13 protein-coding genes, 1 riboswitch and 1 other annotated feature are annotated in these 17497 nt (G+C 42.4%); of the genes, 2 read left to right on the top strand and 11 right to left on the bottom strand.

The window, feature by feature from the left end:
• The first annotated feature begins 120 nt into the window (after positions 1–120).
• Positions 121–1248, top strand: a complete 1128-nt coding sequence (gene glf / locus IGI86_RS06975; RefSeq protein ID WP_086317311.1) for a UDP-galactopyranose mutase — start codon at positions 121–123, stop codon at positions 1246–1248.
• A gap of 132 nt (positions 1249–1380) precedes the next feature.
• Here glf and IGI86_RS06970 read toward each other — a convergent pair whose 3' ends face one another.
• The 3 genes from IGI86_RS06970 to IGI86_RS06960 all read right to left on the bottom strand — a co-directional run bounded on the left by IGI86_RS06970 (position 1381) and on the right by IGI86_RS06960 (position 3542).
• Positions 1381–2148 carry an inositol monophosphatase family protein gene (locus tag IGI86_RS06970; RefSeq protein ID WP_005236366.1) on the bottom strand — a complete coding sequence of 256 codons (768 nt, stop codon included), beginning with the start codon at positions 2146–2148 and terminating at the stop codon, positions 1381–1383.
• An 8-nt stretch (positions 2149–2156) separates the two neighbouring features.
• Complete coding sequence (locus IGI86_RS06965; RefSeq protein ID WP_008381425.1) at positions 2157–2429, bottom strand: UPF0223 family protein; 273 nt, start codon at positions 2427–2429, stop codon at positions 2157–2159.
• 207 nt (positions 2430–2636) lie between these two features.
• Complete coding sequence (locus IGI86_RS06960; RefSeq protein ID WP_430617857.1) at positions 2637–3542, bottom strand: hypothetical protein; 906 nt, start codon at positions 3540–3542, stop codon at positions 2637–2639.
• A gap of 188 nt (positions 3543–3730) precedes the next feature.
• Between IGI86_RS06960 and IGI86_RS06955 the strand changes: the two genes are divergently transcribed.
• Positions 3731–4255, top strand: a complete 525-nt coding sequence (locus tag IGI86_RS06955; protein WP_005236373.1) for a type 1 glutamine amidotransferase domain-containing protein — start codon at positions 3731–3733, stop codon at positions 4253–4255.
• Between the two features lie 72 nt (positions 4256–4327).
• Here the strand turns inward: IGI86_RS06955 and IGI86_RS06950 are convergent, their stop codons facing one another.
• The 8 genes from IGI86_RS06950 to wecB form a co-directional block, all read right to left on the bottom strand.
• Positions 4328–5527 carry an MFS transporter gene (locus tag IGI86_RS06950; RefSeq protein WP_142424589.1) on the bottom strand — a complete coding sequence of 400 codons (1200 nt, stop codon included), beginning with the start codon at positions 5525–5527 and terminating at the stop codon, positions 4328–4330.
• A 162-nt stretch (positions 5528–5689) separates the two neighbouring features.
• On the bottom strand, positions 5690–6961 hold the full coding sequence (locus IGI86_RS06945) for an O-acetylhomoserine aminocarboxypropyltransferase/cysteine synthase family protein (RefSeq protein ID WP_430617856.1): 1272 nt from the start codon (positions 6959–6961) through the stop codon (positions 5690–5692).
• Positions 6962–7011: 50 nt separating this feature from the next.
• Positions 7012–7265, bottom strand: a binding site (T-box leader).
• 110 nt (positions 7266–7375) lie between these two features.
• Positions 7376–8782 (bottom strand): dihydrolipoyl dehydrogenase, encoded by a 1407-nt coding sequence (gene lpdA / locus IGI86_RS06940; RefSeq protein WP_430617855.1) that lies wholly within the window; start codon positions 8780–8782, stop codon positions 7376–7378.
• A 7-nt stretch (positions 8783–8789) separates the two neighbouring features.
• Complete coding sequence (locus IGI86_RS06935) at positions 8790–10436, bottom strand: dihydrolipoyllysine-residue acetyltransferase (RefSeq protein ID WP_005236379.1); 1647 nt, start codon at positions 10434–10436, stop codon at positions 8790–8792.
• 25 nt (positions 10437–10461) lie between these two features.
• Positions 10462–11439: an alpha-ketoacid dehydrogenase subunit beta gene (locus tag IGI86_RS06930; RefSeq protein WP_005230047.1), complete on the bottom strand. Its 978-nt coding sequence runs from the start codon at positions 11437–11439 to the stop codon at positions 10462–10464.
• 2 nt (positions 11440–11441) lie between these two features.
• On the bottom strand, positions 11442–12551 hold the full coding sequence (gene pdhA, locus IGI86_RS06925; RefSeq protein ID WP_430617854.1) for a pyruvate dehydrogenase (acetyl-transferring) E1 component subunit alpha: 1110 nt from the start codon (positions 12549–12551) through the stop codon (positions 11442–11444).
• 434 nt (positions 12552–12985) lie between these two features.
• Positions 12986–15577 (bottom strand): magnesium-translocating P-type ATPase, encoded by a 2592-nt coding sequence (gene mgtA, locus IGI86_RS06920; protein ID WP_429969912.1) that lies wholly within the window; start codon positions 15575–15577, stop codon positions 12986–12988.
• A gap of 187 nt (positions 15578–15764) precedes the next feature.
• A riboswitch (M-box (ykoK) riboswitch) is annotated at positions 15765–15936 on the bottom strand.
• Positions 15937–16334: 398 nt separating this feature from the next.
• Positions 16335–17435, bottom strand: a complete 1101-nt coding sequence (wecB, locus tag IGI86_RS06915) for a non-hydrolyzing UDP-N-acetylglucosamine 2-epimerase (protein WP_430617853.1) — start codon at positions 17433–17435, stop codon at positions 16335–16337.
• Positions 17436–17497: the final 62 nt, after the last annotated feature.

Raw genomic sequence — 17497 nt, 5'->3', positions numbered from 1 at the left:
ATGAATAACCAGCCAATTATAAAGATTCTTTGACTCTTTCAGAAAACGCTTGCTTTGATCGGTGGCAGCCTTTATCTTAGAATTTGTATATCTTAAACAAAAGCTGAGAGGAGCGAACACATGAAGACTGGCAACTACCAGTACTTGATCGTTGGTGCGGGCTTATTCGGGTCGATCTTTGCCCATGAAGCAGCCAGAAAAGGGCATCGTTGTCTGGTGATCGATAAGCGTGACCACATCGGAGGCAACTTGTATACTTATCAAGAAGACGGCATCACGGTTCATCAATACGGCGCCCATATTTTCCACACGGATAGCAAAGAGATTTGGGCTTATATGAATCGCTTTGCTGACTTCATTCCTTTTACCAATCAAGTCTTGGCGAACTACCAAGACCAACTCTATAACTTGCCTTTTAATATGAATACCTTTTATCAACTGTGGGGCGTGCGAACGCCTGCAGAAGCGCAAGAAGAGATTAAACAGCAAATTGAAAGTGCCGGTATAACAGGAAAGCCTAAAAACCTTGAAGAACAGGCGATCCAATTAGTGGGAACCGATATTTATCGTAAGCTGATAGCCGGTTATACGCAGAAGCAATGGGGAAAGCCCCCTAGCGAGTTGCCGAGCTTTATCATTCGTCGACTGCCGATTCGTTTCACCTATGATAACAATTATTTCAACCATCGGTTTCAAGGAATTCCCGAAGGTGGCTATACGCCGATTTTCCAGAAATTATTAGATGATGATCGGATCGATGTTTGTTTGAAAACGGACTTTGAAGCTGAAAAAGCAGCCTATTTAGCACGTTTTCCTAAAATAATCTATACAGGACCGATCGATGCCTTTTTCGACCAAAGATACGGTCCTCTAGAATATCGTTCGTTACGTTTTGAAACAACCAAACATCCATCACCAAACCTTCAAGGAAATCCCGTAATCAATTACACGGATGAAAAGATTCCCTTTACCCGCAGCATGGAATGGAAACACTTCGATAAGCAAGGTGAGTCAGATACAACCATTCTTACCAAAGAATATCCAGCCCCATTCACGATTGGTGCTGAACCCTATTATCCTATCAATGACGAAAAAAATAACCAGCTGTATAAAAAATACAAACAGCTGGCTGCGAAACAGCCGCAAGTCCTGTTCGGAGGACGTCTCGGCTCGTATCGGTATTTAGATATGGATCAAATCGTCAGTGAAGCATTAAAGCTAGCACAAAAAGAACTTACTGCGAACTAAAAAGGCTGGGCTGCCGTTTTCGCTACTTAGGGACAGCGTTGACTACCACCAGGTCCAACTAGTGGGAAACGGAGCCAGCCTTTTTTTCTATGAGCGTCAGTTCATCGGTTATCAGATAGTAGGCATGCTTTCTTATTGATTAACGATCGCCAATAATTCTTCAAAAGCTTTCGGTGTACCGCCGACAAACAATTCCCGTCCATTCAGGGATAGTGGCTCTCCTTTGATGTTTGCCATTTTTAATCCAAGGGTTTCTAACAAAACACCCCCTGGCGCATAATCCCATGGCGCAAGATGAGAAAGATAGCCTGCTCTTTGTCCTTTAGCGAGGGCGATCAACTCTACCCCAGCACATCCAGTCATACGAATGCCTAATGCTTTGTCACTGACTTCAGTTTCGTGGTGGCGGTTATGGATCAACATGGGTGAATTCAAGCCAACGAGACCCTCGGATAAGGCAATATCTTTCGGCGGTTCGATCTTCTTGCCATTGTTATAAACACCAATCTCTGGACCCCCCCATAAGAATTCATCTTTCATGACATTATAGACAAAGCCAAAGCGCCCTTTGCCCTCTTCGTAGATCGCGATCATGATACAAAAGTTTTCTTTTTCCAACACGAAATTCATGGTTCCATCGATCGGATCAATGATGAAGACCCGTCCACTCATGTCGGCAAGTGTGTCCAGTCCGTTTTCTTCACCTAAAATTTTGGCATCCGGATCATAGGATTGGATCTTACCAATCAGAAAATCTTGCGTGGCTTTATCCAATTCTGTCACTAAGTCTTTCCGTCCTGATTTTGTCTCGACCACCAAGTCTTCTTTATTTAAATTGCCTTTGATCCTTTCGCCTGCAGCGATCATCCACTGGCGAACTTCATTAACGATTTCATGCATTCGTTGATCTACCCTTTCATTTTTAGTTTTCCCTCAGTCTTTTTCGCTGCCTGCACGGCATGGTATAACGAATAGCCTGATAGTTCTTCAAATTCTCTACCTAAACGGCGTTCCTCGCCAATGCTGGGAACGACTTTCTTAAAGGCTTGATACGCCTCAAGAAACGTGCTGCTAGGAAGGCCTTTTTCATAGGCTTGTTCTAACCGTTCCCACATCTTCATGACGACGACCATTTCATCCGTCGACCAATCTAAGTCCAGAGGATATTGATAATCCCGCATATTACCACTCCTATTCATCTTATTCAGTGTACCACAAAATTGAAAATAGGTCAGAGCCTCCGCTGCAAAAAAGGTACATTCTGGCAATGAATGTACCTCTGGTTTACAAACTATTTGGATTTCTAGAAGCTGAACTCCATGAATCTCAAATAAGAAGGAAATTCCTTTGTTCTTTCAACGAGATCGCTGATTAAAAGATGACCGATTTCAAAAAGGTTCGTCTAGAAAAGCCCGCAAAAACAAAAAATTTTTAATGATAGCAATTGATTTCCACCACTGTTTACTAATGAAAAACTCTGGGTAATCTGTTCCCCATTGCCATGGAATGACAAATGATCCGTCTGCTTGTTGGTGTTCTAAAATTTCTTCGGCTTCTTTTTTACATATTTCTTCACTAAAAATCCCAAGCAGCTGCTCTCTTGTAAAGAAAAAATTTGAAGGTTTGCTGACATAAGACGTGAACCACTCTTCTGGCTCGTTTGAGACAGTATGGCGAATTTGCTGGAATAAGATCTCGCGAAAGCGGTCATTTGCTAAAACAGGCTGATACTGGATTTCTTCACAGTCTTGTAATAATTCTAGATAGACGACTAATGTGTGCATTTCACTGGTTGGCTCCTTAAGGAAACTTGCAACTGCTGTTTCGGCGATTTCTTGTGCTTTTTGATAGAGGGTCGTTTCGCCTGTTCTTAAGATCGTACCAGCTAGACTGGCCGTTGGGTTGTCTGCTGGCACGCCCACAGGACTCTCCCACCAAATCGCATGCGGATAGGATACCATTGACGGCACTTGGTTGAACCATTTCCCTTTAGAAAATTCTTTTCCACTAGCTAAATACCTTAGAATCCCTTGGACTTGTGGATTTGACGAATGAAGGCATTCAAGCTCTCGTAAAATTCGACATGCCTCCCACACTGCAATCGGTGTACTATTGGGATTCCAATAATCAGGTTCCAAACCATGCCCATAACCACCATCTTCATTTTGGTAGACTTGTAACGCCTGTAATACAGCCTCGCGAGATCCATTTTCAAAATGGTACTGCCAACGAGCAAGGTCTAAAGGGCGTGCGTTTTTGTAAATAAATTTTCGTGCTTTTTCGAATGCTTCCATATCTTCGCCTCCTTTGGCTTTCTTTTATTATCGCTTACTCCCCTAATGATTACAACGCTTACATCAATATCATTTCTCTGAACGACCATTCTCAGAATAGCTTCTTGGCATTTTTCAGGAAGCATACTTTTGGTGTTTCCCTTGGCATGATGTTACAGTAAGAATAACAAGAAAAAGGAGGAATTCTCTTGCGTTTAGAAAACAAAAAAATCATTGCCTTAGTCGACAATGATTTCGAAGATTTAGAACTTTGGTATCCGGTCCATCGGTTACGGGAAGAAGGCGCACAAGTCGATTTAGTCGGTGAAGAAGCGCATAAAACGTATATTGGCAAATATGGTGTACCCGCAGAATCAGCCTATGCTTTTTCTGATATTCACGCCGATGACTACGATGCCATCTTAGTTCCGGGTGGTTGGGCACCTGATAAATTACGGCGTTTCCCAGAGGTCATCTCTTTCGTGCGAACGATGGACAAAGACCAAAAAATCATTGGACAAATCTGTCATGCAGGCTGGGTCTTGATTTCTGCGAATATCCTGCAAGGCAAGACGGTTACCAGTACACCAGGCATCAAAGATGATATGACAAATGCTGGAGCCACATGGGTCGATACACCTGTGGTTACGGATGGACATATCGTTTCCAGCCGCCGTCCCCCAGATCTACCAGACTATATGCGGGAATTTATTGCTGTTTTAGAAAAGAAATAGTACCCATTGATCAGATTCAAAAGAGTTGCGACCGAAGGAAATACGGCCGCAACTCTTTTTTCTACCTATCGATCATTCGCTTATGATCGCTAATTTTTTGTTGCTTTTAGGGATTTTTTTCACACCGATAAAGGTCAATGCAGCACCCAAAACGGCAAACCCAGTCCCAATCAAAAGCATTTCCCAGACACCGAAGCTTTGGATCAGCATCCCCCCTAAAAGGTTGCCGATCACGCCACCGATCGTGGTAGCGATAATGATGATCGTTTGTCCAAAAACCCGGTCTTCATCTGCCAAACTATGGTTGAACAAATAAGCAGAAGCAGGAATAAACAAGGCAAAACTAACCCCTTGCATCAAATGGCTAATTTCCATCAGGATGATGGAGCTGATCAACAGCATCAGCACCCCACGAATGGCAAAGGCAACACTGGACAGCAACAGCCAAAAACGGCTAGACCGTATCCTCACTAACTGTTCAAAGAAAATCATACCCGGCAATTCGCATAACGCCGCAATCATCAGGGCGATGCCAACTTCCTTACTGCCACCGCCAATATCGGCAAAAATTTGTGCCAAAAAACTGTTGATCATCGTGTGGAAGCTAAAGAGAAAGCTAAACCCGACAAAGAGAAAGAGCAAAAAAGGATATTTTTTCAAAAAGGCACCTGAATGACTTTGTTCTGTAAGCATCACGGGCATTTCTGGCTTCTTGATCGCTGGCAGCAAAAGCAAAATAATGAGAAACAAAACGGCTTGCCCGATAGCGATCATTGGTAAAAGGGCTGCCGAAAACTCCTCTAAGAGCTGCCCCAGTAAAAAGGAGGTACCCGCAAATCCTAGTGACCCACCGGCACGGGAAAAGCCAAAATTGATTTTGTTGCCGCTATTTGTGTATTCAAACGCCAAGGCGTTGAGAAAGGACTGCATGGAAACGAGCAAAATCCCTCCTAAAACATAGGTCAGTATTGATAATCCAGGGACCATCACACCTGCTAAGAGCACCGCGACCACGCCGATTGTCATCGTTTTCAAGACAACGATCAGTGGTACTTTGCTTTTTTTGATAATGACTTGACTGATGAAGGGCTGCAAAATCGTAGACGCAATATTGACTAGGGCTAAAATACCGCCAATTTTTGCTGGATCGACCTTGAAATAAATCAAAAAGAGTGTCGCAAAGCCATAGATTGAGCAAAACATCATCCAATAAAGAAATTGCAAACTTGTGTAGTAAAACCGAATCCTCTTGTCACTTGCATGATTACGCATACATCCCCCACCTTATCCATATTCCTTAGCAACTAAATATAGCATAGAACCGATGGATTTACTATCCTTCTATCAACAGAAACCGCAGTTTTATTTGAAACACTAACTAGCAACAAAAAAGCGCAGCATAGTATCCTGCGCTTTTCCTACTGCTTCAACTATTTAGAGCTGTTGGAAGGCTTGCGTGAGATCTTCCAATAGATCGTTGATGTTTTCCAATCCAATGGATAGGCGAATCGTCTCTGGACGAATTTTGGCTGCTGCAAGTTCTTCTACGCTAAGCTGGGAATGGGTCGTCGAAGCTGGATGGATGATCAAGGACTTTGCATCCCCGACATTTGCCAGCAAAGAGAAGAGCTTGGTTGCGCCACAAAAGGTTTTGCTTGCTTCTGCCCCACCCTTTAATCCAAAGGAAAAGACGGAACTGGTCCCTTTGGAGAAATACTCCTGCGCCCGTTCAAAATAGGGGCTGTCCGGCAGGGTTGGGAAATGAACCCAAGAGACTTCCGAGTGCTCGGCTAAAAATTCAGCAACTTGTTGCGCATTTTCTACATGACGTTCCATCCGCAACGAGAGGGTCTCGATTCCTAACAGCAACACCCATGAATTGAAGGGAGAAATCGCAGCACCTGTATCCCGTAAAAGAATCGTTCGAGCCCGAGTGATATAGGCAGCGTTACCAGCGGCTTCTACCCATGAGATTCCATGGTAGCTATGATCGGGAACGACCAGCTTGGGAAATTTGCCGTTTGTCCAATCAAAGTTGCCGCTGTCGATAATGGCCCCTCCCAAAGCAGCACCGTGACCACCGAGGTATTTTGTCGTGGAATAAACGACGATGTCCGCCCCATGCTCAAATCCTCGAAACAGATAGGGAGTCGCAAAGGTATTGTCAATGATGAGGGGAATCCCTGCTTCATGAGCGATCGCTGCAATCTTTTTAAAGTCGGCAATATCAATATCTGGATTGCCTAAAGACTCTAGAAAAACTGCTTTGGTATTTTCTTGGATGGCTGCTTTTAGTGCTGCCAGATCTTCACTATCAACAAAGCTTGTAGTGATGCCAAAATCTGGCAACGTATGAGCGAATAAATTATAGGTCCCCCCATAAATTGAAGCAGCAGAAACGATATGATCTCCTGCTTGTGCAAGATTTAAAATCGCATAGGTGATCGCTGCTGAGCCAGAAGCCGTTGCTAACGCACCGACACCGCCTTCTAAGAGGGCTAGTCGTTCTTCTAGAACAGCCGTTGTTGGATTGGTAATACGGGTATAGATATTGCCATTCTCACTAAGACTAAATCTCGCTGCCGCTTGATCTGCGTCCTCAAACACATACGATGTGGTTTGATAAATGGGTACGGCGCGACTCCCTGTGGTAGGATCTGGTGTTTGTCCTCCGTGTAATTGAATCGTCTCAAATCTTTCTGTCATACTATTCCTCCTTAATAATACAAATAAAAAAGCCCTCTGATATCGAAATATCAAAGGACGTGTTTACGTGTTACCACCTTTATTCAAGCAAACTTTCCAGCATGCTTCTCAGCAAGTACGCGACAAATAAACGTCGTTATACTCTGACGCGATAGCGGGCGCACCCGGATCTTCTTATCTTTCGTACAAGTTCAGAAGATCACCTCTGAGGCCATTTTCGATTGATTCTACAAGTTCTTCTTGCACCCTACGAAGACTCTCTAGGCTTGCCAAATCAATGTACTTTCCTCATCAACGGTTGAAATATTAAGAGCATCGTATCATTTCCAGAAGATTCTGTCAATAGCATAGGATCGCTTTATTTCTGGTGATAAAAAAACTCGTTCACCAAATGATGAACGAGTTTCACAAAGCTTAAATGTGGATTGGTAATCCTAGAGCTAACTCAGCAGCATCCATTGTGATCTCACCTAGAGATGGATGTGGATGGATCGTTAACGCGATATCTTCTGCGTTCATGCCAGATTCAATAGCAAGAGCAAGTTCTGAAACCATATCGCTTGCTCCTAGACCAGCAATTTGCGCACCGATGATCACATTGTCTTCAACCGTTGTTACTAAGCGGATGAATCCTTCAGTTTTTCCTAGAGATAACGCACGACCGTTACCTGAGAATGGGAATTTGAATGCTTTTGCTTCAATTCCAGCATCTTTGGCATCTTTGATCGTCATACCGACAGAAGCCAATTCTGGGTCAGTAAAGGCAACTGCTGGCATTGCTTTGTAATCAACGGCAACTTTTTTACCAGAGATTGCTTCAGCAGCGATTTTTGCTTCGTAGCTAGCTTTATGTGCTAATGCAGCACCAGGTACGATATCACCAATTGCGTAGATGTTTGATACGTTGGTACGGCCTTGTTTGTCAACCATGATCAATCCGCGTTCGCCTACTTCAACACCTGCTTGTTCTAAGCCCATGTCATCAGTATTTGGACGACGACCAACAGTAACCATCACGTAATCAGCAGTAACTGATTCTTCTTTACCATCTACGGCATATTTGACAGTTACGCTATCGCCATTGTCAATTGCTTCTTTCGCCATTGCGTTCGTAACGACTGTTACACCTTTTTTCGCAAAGTCTTCTTCAACCAATTTGACCATGTCTTTTTCATAGGTTGGCAAGATTTGAGGAGAGCCTTCAAGGATCGTTACTTCTGCCCCTAGGTTTGCATAAGCTGCACCTAGTTCAGAACCGATGACACCGCCACCGATAACAACGAATTTTTTAGGAACTTCTTTTAATGCCAATCCGCCAGTTGAATCAAGAACACGTCCGCCGAATTTGAAACCAGGGATTTCAATTGGGCGAGAACCTGTTGCGATGATTGCATTGTTGAAAGAGTATGTTTGTGCTGAATCTGGGTGGATGACACGCAATGTGTGATCATCAACGAAGAAAGCTTCTCCTTCAATCGTTTCTACTTTGTGTTTTTTCAATAGGAAACCAACACCTGAAGTTAACGTTTTAACGACTTTGTTGTCTTTCCATTCTTGTGTTTTGGTAAAATCAAGGGAAACATTTTCACTTGTTACACCAAACATTGTTGAATCCAAAGATTCTTGATAATGATGACCTGCAGCGATCAAGGCTTTTGAAGGGATACAACCAACGTTCAAACAAACGCCGCCGATGTATTCTCTTTCAATGATTGCTACTTTTTGTCCCATTTCAGCAGCGCGGATGGCAGCTACATAGCCGCCAGGTCCCGCACCGATTACAACTGTATCTAATTCAACAGCAAAATCTCCAACTACCATTTGTTAATCATCCTTCCATCATTAATAGCTCTGGATCAGCTAATAGACGTTTGATATTATTCATTGCTTGTTGCGCTGTTGCGCCATCAACGATACGGTGGTCGAAGCTTAATGAAAGTTTCATCACACGTCCGACAACGATTTCGCCTTCAGCGTTTACGATTGGTTGTTGCGCGATTGTACCTACACCCAAAATAGCTACTTCAGGGTAGTTGATTACTGGAGTGAACCAGCCGCCACCAACTGAACCGATGTTACTGATTGTGATGGTACCATTACGCATATCATCTGCAGCCAATTTGCCGTCATGAGCAAGTTTTGCTTTTTCGTTGATTTCATCAGCGATAGCAAACATGCCTTTACGATCTGCATCTTTTACGTTTGGTACATACAACCCATGGTCAGTATCTGTTGCGATACCGATGTTGTAATAGTTTTTGTATACGATCTCTTGTTTTGCATCATCGATCGACGCATTCAAGATAGGGAATTTTTTCACTGTTGCAGTCAATGCTTTTACAACATATGGTAAGAAAGTAAGTTTTGTGCCGTTTGCAGCAGCAACTTCTTTGAATTTCTTACGATTATCCCATAGGTTTGTTACTTCAACTTCATCATGCAAGGTTACATGAGGTGCTGTTTGTTTGCTGTTTACCATCGCTTTAGCGATTGCTTTACGTGTAGGTGTTAAGGCAACACGTTCTTCTAAATCACCTAAGTTTGATTTGAAGGCTTTTGCTGGAGCTGCTGGTTTGCTTTCAGTTGCTGCAGCTTTTGTTTCTTCTTTCGCAGGAGCTTGAGTTTCAGCTTTTGCAGCTTGTCCGCCACCTGATAGGAAGTTTTCGATGTCTTCTTTTGTTACACGTCCGCCTTTACCTGTTGCTGATACTTGGGAAATATCCACATCTTTTTCGCGAGCGAATTGACGGACAGAAGGCATAGCCAAGACACGTTTGTTAGGATCTGCTGCTTCAACAACACTTGCTGAACCAGAAGTTTCCACTTTTTCTTTTGGTGCTTCTGCAGGTGCGCTTGATGAAGCAGGCGCACTGTTGTGACCAGGTGCGTCGATTTCAACTAAAACATCACCAACATTTGCAACTGTTCCTTCAGCAACAACGATGTTTTTCACTGTTCCTGTTACTGGAGATGGGATTTCTTCGACTGATTTGTCGTTTTGAACTTCAAGCAACGTATCGTCTTCATTGATGGTATCTCCTGCTTTAACGAACCATTTTACGATTTCGCCTTCTGCAATTCCTTCACCGATATCTGGTAATTTGAATTGGAAAACGCCTGCGCCTTCAGAAGAACCAGCTGATGCTTCAGCCGTTTCCGTTGTAGGTTCTGCTGCTGGTTTTGCTGGTGTTTGAGACTCTGCTGCTACACCTGCATCGCCTTCGTTGTCTTCATGTCCTGGTGCATCGATCTCAACAAGGACATCTCCAACGTTTGCGACTGTACCTTCAGGGACAACGATGTTTTTCACTGTTCCTGTTACTGGAGATGGAATTTCTTCCACTGATTTATCATTTTGAACTTCTAGTAAGGTATCATCTTCATTGATGGTATCCCCTGCTTTGACGAACCATTTTACGATTTCGCCTTCTGCAATTCCTTCACCGATATCCGGTAATTTAAATTGAAATGCCATTTTCTATTCTTCCCTTCTTCAACTATTAAAAGTTCACGATTTCTTTCACTTTGTCTTCGATGTCTTTTGCATTTGGCAACCAAATGTTTTCAGCTTGACCGAATGGGAAGATCGTATCTGGTGCAGACACGCGTCCGATTGGAGCTTCTAGTGATAGAACCGCACGTTCAGAAATTTCAGAAACGACTTGAGCGCCAACACCTGCTTGTTTTTGTGCTTCTTGAACGACAACCACACGACCAGTTTTTTCAACTGATTTGATGATCGTTTCAACATCAAGAGGAGCAACTGTACGCAAGTCGATAATTTCAGCGTTGATGTTTTCTTTCGCTAAGTTGTCAGCAGCTTTGATTGCTTCACGAACCATTGCACCATAAGTGATGATTGAAACATCAGAACCTTCACGAGTTACTGCTGCTTTGTCTAAAGGAACTTCGTATGCTTCTTCTGGCACTTCTTCACGGAATGAACGGTAAAGTTTCATGTGCTCTAAGAAAACAACTGGGTCATTGCTGCGGATAGAAGCAATCAATAATCCTTTTGCATCATATGGGTTTGATGGAATAACGACACGGATACCAGGTGATTGAGCGATCAATCCTTCCAAGTTATCTGAGTGCAATTCTGGTGTGTGCACACCGCCACCAAATGGTGAACGAATAGTGATTGGTAAATTACGTGTACCACCCATACGGTAACGAGTACGCGCCATTTGACCAACGATTTCGTCAAATGTTTCAAATACGAAACCAAAGAATTGGATTTCTGGAACTGGACGGAAACCTTCTAATGCTAAACCGAAAGCCAAGCCGCCGATACCAGATTCAGCAAGAGGGGTATCGAAGACACGATCTTCGCCGAATTTTTCTTGTAAACCTTCTGTTGCACGGAAAACCCCGCCGTTTTTACCGACATCTTCACCAAAGACTAAAATCTCTTTGTCATTTTCCATTTCAACAGCTAAGGCATCTGTAATTGCTTGAATCATTGTTTTTTGTGCCATGACTATTTCGACTCCTTCGCTTCGTAAGTTGCAATTTGTTCTTTAATGTTTTGTGGTTGTACTTCAAACATGTTTTTCAAGAAATCTGAAACTTTTTGTTTTGGCACGCGGTCCGCTTCAGCGATCGCTGCTTTGATTTCTTCTTTTGTTTGTTCAATGACTTGTTCTTCTTTTTCTTCAGACCAAAGTCCTTTTTCAGTTAGGTAAGTACGGAAACGTACCAATGGATCTTTTTGTTGCCATTCGCTGTCCATGTCTTTTGAACGGTAACGGGTTGGATCATCACCAGACAATGTATGTGGACCGTAACGGTAAGTCAAGGTTTCAATCAATACAGGACCGTTGCCGTTTGCTGCCCATTCACGAGCTGCTTTAGAAACATAGTACACTGCCAATGGATCCATACCGTCAACTTGGATACCAGGGATCCCAGCTGCTGCAGCTTTTTGTGCCAATGTTGGTGCCGCGCTTTGTACTTCACGAGGTGTAGAGATCGCAAAACCATTGTTTTGGATATAGAATACAGCGTTTGCATGGTAAGCCCCTGCAAAGTTGATTGCTTCATAGAAGTCCCCTTGTGAAGAACCGCCATCACCTGTATAAGTGAATACAACATTTTTCTTGTTGCGTTTTTTCAATCCTAAAGCAACACCGGCTGCTTGGACGTATTGTGCACCAATAATGATTTGTGGTGGCAATGCTTTTAAATCTTCTGGATAAAGGTTCCCAGCAGCGTGGCCACGTGACCATAAGAAAGCTTCTTTCAATGGCAGACCGTGTTGGATCAATTGTGGTACATCACGGTAACCAGGTAATAAAACGTCTTCTTTTTCAAAAGCAAATTGACTTGCTAATTGGCTTGCTTCTTGTCCAGCAGTTGGCGCGAAGAAACCTAAACGACCTTGACGGTTTAACGCAGTTGAGCGTTGGTCTAATACACGAGACCATACCATACGAGTCATCAATTCAACTAATTCGTCGTCACTTAAATCTGGTACTAACTCTTGATTTACAATTTTCCCGTCTTTGTCCAAAGCTTGGTAAGTTGGAAAATCCGCATTGACTTGCTCCAAAATCGCTTGGAAATCAAGTGCTTTTTGTTTTTTTGCCATCTTGACACACTTTCCTCTCTGATATAAAAATTCACTTTCGTATGTAACAGGGTTTAAATCTGTACTATCGAAATTTCATTTACTCTTATAAATTATCATTTAACTTCGAAAATGACAAGTGAAAAGGGTATTTTTTTTAATAAAAGAATTCCCACTGTAGCAACTCTTAAGAAAACATTAGTGAAATTAATCACATTAAAGCAATCGCTTTCTTCAATTTTTTCTTTTCAGATTCTTTTTTTTATTTAAGAATAGTACAGCATCCACCATTCCGCTAAACAGATTTATCATTAACCTCCTTTTATCACTTGTGAAGGATTCGACTTGAATCAAAGAGAAATTTCTTAATATGAGAAAAAAATAATACAGAGAACAGATAAAAAGAAACAGATCGGCGATTTTCCCCCTGTTAGGAAGAACGCCGACCTGTTTTTTTAAATCCATTCTCTCGTGACATGAATGTAAATGCGTTTCGCAAACTCAACTGTTACTAAATAAGCTAGATTGATACCGACATACCATGGCCAGTAACTTGATGGCAGTGCTGCAAAATCAAAGACGGTATGCAATGGCGTCAAGATGACCAAGAAGCCAATTGCAATCGCTAGAACACTTGAAATCAAAACTGCAGGTGATGCGATACTTTTGATAAATGGTAATTTTCTCGTTCTGATCATGTGAACGACTAAGGTTTGTGTCGTCAAGCCAATCATAAACCATCCTGCTTGGAACAAGGCTTGCTCTTGGATGGTATTTGCACTAAAGACATGCCACATCATAAAGAAAGTCAAAATATCGAAGATGCTGCTGACAGGTCCAATGCCGACGGTAAACTTCAATAGTCCACCCACTTGCCATTTAACTGGTTTTTCTAACTCTTCTTTATCTACGTTGTCCCATGGGATCGTCAATTGGGCCATATCGTACACCAAGTTTTGAACCAACAGTTGAATGGACAACATTGGTAAGAAAGGTAAAAAGGCACTAGCAACTAAGATCGAGAACACATTCCCGAAATTCGAACTCAAAGTCATTTTGATGTACTTCATCATATTGGTAAATACTTTGCGGCCTTCGATGACCCCTTTATCAAGGACATTCAAACTTTTTTCTAATAAAATGATCGAGCTGGCATCTTTGGTGATATCTGCTGCGGTATCAACCGAGATACCAACATCTGCTGTACGTAAAGCAGGCGCGTCGTTGATGCCATCTCCCATAAAGCCGACCGTATGGCCTGCCGCTTGAATGGTTTCAATGATTCGGGATTTTTGCATTGGATTTAATTTTGCAAACAGATTAGTTTTTGCAGCTTTCTCTGCTAACTCTTCATCTGACAGATGATCTATATCGGTTCCTAACAAGTATTCATCTGCATCAATACCAACATCTCGACAAACTTTTTGCGCAACGATCGCATTATCTCCCGTTAACACTTTGACATTGATGCCATGACCGTGTAAAGAAGCAATCGCTGTTTTTGCTGTTTCTTTTGCTGGATCTAAGAAGCCCATAAAGCCAATCATGATCATATCTTGTTCATCTTCTACAGAATAAACGGCATCTGCGTGGGCATCTCGTTTTACAGCAACAGTCAACACGCGCATTCCTTGTTTATTCAAGCGCAAATTCACTTGACGCAATTGTTTTCTCAATTGAGGAGTCAATTCCATCACTTTGCCATCAACTTCTACGTACTTGCAGACTTGTTCCATTTCCTCGGCGGCACCTTTAGTGACCATCAGTTGATGACCATCTGCATTGACAACAACCGTCAAGCGGCGACGTGAGAAGTCAAACGGAATCTCATCGATTTTTGTCACATCGTTAAATGGCGCTGCCAAGCCTTCTTCTTCATAGTAGTTTAAGACAGCAATATCCATCAGGTTTTTCCACCCTGTTTGATAGTAAGAATTTAAATACGTCATATCAAGGACTTGTTTATCTTCTACGCCAAATGGGTTTAAATGCTGTACCAGTACAACACGATCTTCGGTGATCGTACCCGTTTTATCGGTACATAGTACATCCATTGCACCTAAGTTTTGAATCGAAGGCAATTCTTTGACGATCACTTTTTCTTTTGATAAAGAGATCGCCCCTTTGGCTAAGTTACTGGTGACGATCATTGGTAGCATTTCTGGCGTCAAACCAACTGCTACTGCAATCGCGAAGAACAACGCTTCGCCCCAATCGCCCTTGGTCAAACCATTGATCAATAAAACGATTGGGAAAAGAACCATGACCATTCGCAACAATAGCTTGCTGACTTTTGTTAAGCCATCTTCAAAGGTTGTTTTGCCCCGTTTCGTGGTCGCATTTTTGGCAATATCACCGAAGAAAGTACTTTGACCGGTTTTCAAAATAATGGCTTTTCCTTGACCACTTAAGACATCGGTACCCATGAAAACAAGATCTTGCATATCTAGTGCAGAAATTTGTTCATCGCTTTCTTTGATCCCAGCATCGACAAATTTTTCAACGGGCATTGATTCGCCTGTTAATGAAGATTGATTGATAAATAAATCTTTGGTCCAAATCAAGATCGCATCCGCAGGGATCATGTCGCCAGTTGCTAAGGTGACGATGTCTCCAGGAACGACTTCATCCATTGGAATTTCTCTCGTGATTCCATCTCTGGTTACGGAACAAGTATTTTCAATAAGTTCTTTTAACGCTAAGCTTGCTTTTTGGGAACGGTATTCTTGGACGAAAGTAATCATGACACTGGCTAAAATCATGATTCCCATCACGATCACTGCTTCAATATCGCCTGTTACAAAAGAAATAACCATTAATAATGCCAAAACTAACACAAAAGGATCTTTGAAAGCACCTAGGATCATCAACCAAGCAGGTGTTGGTTTTTGCGCATCCACTTTGTTTGGACCGTACTCTGCCAAACGTTCTGCAGCATCTTCTTCCGATAACCCTTGGAAGGATGTCCGCATTTCCATCAGCAATTCTCTTTCGGTCAATTTTGCCAGTAATTTTAGTTCTTGATCTTTCGATAGTTTTTTTAACATCTTTTTTTCCTCCTAGCACTTAGGAGTTGCTTACGCCACCCCTAGCGATTCGATAATTACTCCGCTGTTTCATCTGGGGACTGGGGTATTCCATGTGAATCTTCCTTTCTTTTTATTAGGTAAGTCACTGTGGAACATGCGTAAAAGACACAAAAAAACGCACGCTCCCAATAAGCATGCGTAAAAAACTCATGATCATTGTAGAGCTTTAGCACTATAGGGCGTAGATAGCAAATCTGCTATCAGCTACTTTGGGTTTAACCTTCACGATTAGACCTGTCCTACCAACTAAGTATCTCTCGATACTTTTGCGGCAGCAGCTTGTGTCCATATAGGAGCCTCACCTAACAATTATTTGTATAAAATGTCAGTTCGCCGGAAGTCTATCTTCCAACTACCCACATAATAACTGCTATCCTAGCCAATGTCAACCGCAACAATGGAAAATAGCACCCTTTTTTCATAGATTTTCGTTGGTTTTCAAATGAAAGGTCTTACAATAAAATAACAACGTTAAAGAACTGCTGTGATTTTATATGTGACAAAACTTCTTTTACACGAATAGATAGAGAGAAATCCTCTCAGGGCAAAACCCAGAATCCATCAAGTCACTTCGGCTATCTCATTGAAGGAGAGAATGTAATAAATTTCCAAACTCGAATAAAAAATAGACAGCCATTTAAATAAACAGCTGCCTATTTCTCTTTCATATCCGATTCTGAAAAATGATTTTTTCTATATTCTTTCGATCCAGCTCTCACGAAAAATGATCTGCTAAAATTTTCAAGATTCGCCGACTAGCTTTCCCATCGCCATAGGGATTTTCTGCATGTGCCATGGCATTGTAAGCTTCTGGATCCTCTAGTAGTCGCTTCGTTTCTTGATAAACCGCAGCTTCAGACGTACCGATCAGTTTTAACGTACCTGCAGCAATTCCTTCTGGGCGCTCTGTTGTATCTCGCAAGACCAAAACAGGAACGCCTAACGACGGTGCTTCTTCTTGGACACCACCAGAATCCGTCAAAATCAATGTGCTTTGATTGGCAACATTGTGAAAATCAATGACATCTAAAGGCTCAATCAGCGTGACATTTTCTAGTTCCCCAAGTATCTCCATAGCAATCCCTCGGACTTGAGGATTTTTATGCATAGGAAAAACCACTTTGATGGTTGGTTTCTCCTTAGCGATCTTCGCTAAAGCGCGGAAGACTTGCTTCATCGGAACACCTAAGTTCTCGCGACGGTGCATTGTCAGAAGAATCATGGTTTGATCTGCTGCAGAAAGTTCTGGATGCTGATAGTCCTCCGAGATCGTATAACGCATCGCATCAATGGCGGTATTTCCCGTTACAAAAATTGCAGCTTTATTGCGATTTTCCGCTAATAAATTTTCTTTGCTTTGGACAGTTGGCGCAAAATAAAAATCCGCTAATACATCGATCAGCTGACGATTGGCTTCCTCCGGATAAGGAGATTTTTTGTTCCATGTGCGCAAACCGGCTTCCACATGCCCCACAGGAATTTGCTGATAAAAGGCGGCCGTTGCGGCTGCATAAGCGGTGGTCGTATCCCCATGAACCAGCACGATATCAGGAGTTTCTTTTTGCAGGATCGGTTCTAGATCTAGTAAAACTTTGGTGGTGATCCCTGTTAAAGTTTGCCCTAAAGTCATAATATCCAGATCATAGTCTGGTGTGATCTCAAAAACCGTTAATACTTGATCCAACATTTCTCGATGCTGCGCCGTCACCACAACGATCGATGCAAAACGCGGGTCGTTTTCCAATTCCTTTACTAGTGGCGCCATTTTGATGGCTTCCGGTCTGGTACCGAACACTGACATCACTTTGATTGTCATTTGGTCACCCGCTCCTCTACTCTTCGTTGCTTCTATTATAACGAAGAAAACAGAAAAACAAA

Source organism: Enterococcus sp. AZ188 (assembly GCF_050544075.1).
In the GTDB taxonomy this organism is placed as follows: domain Bacteria; phylum Bacillota; class Bacilli; order Lactobacillales; family Enterococcaceae; genus Enterococcus_D; species Enterococcus_D entomosocium.
This window is presented reverse-complemented; position numbering and strand designations above follow the sequence as displayed.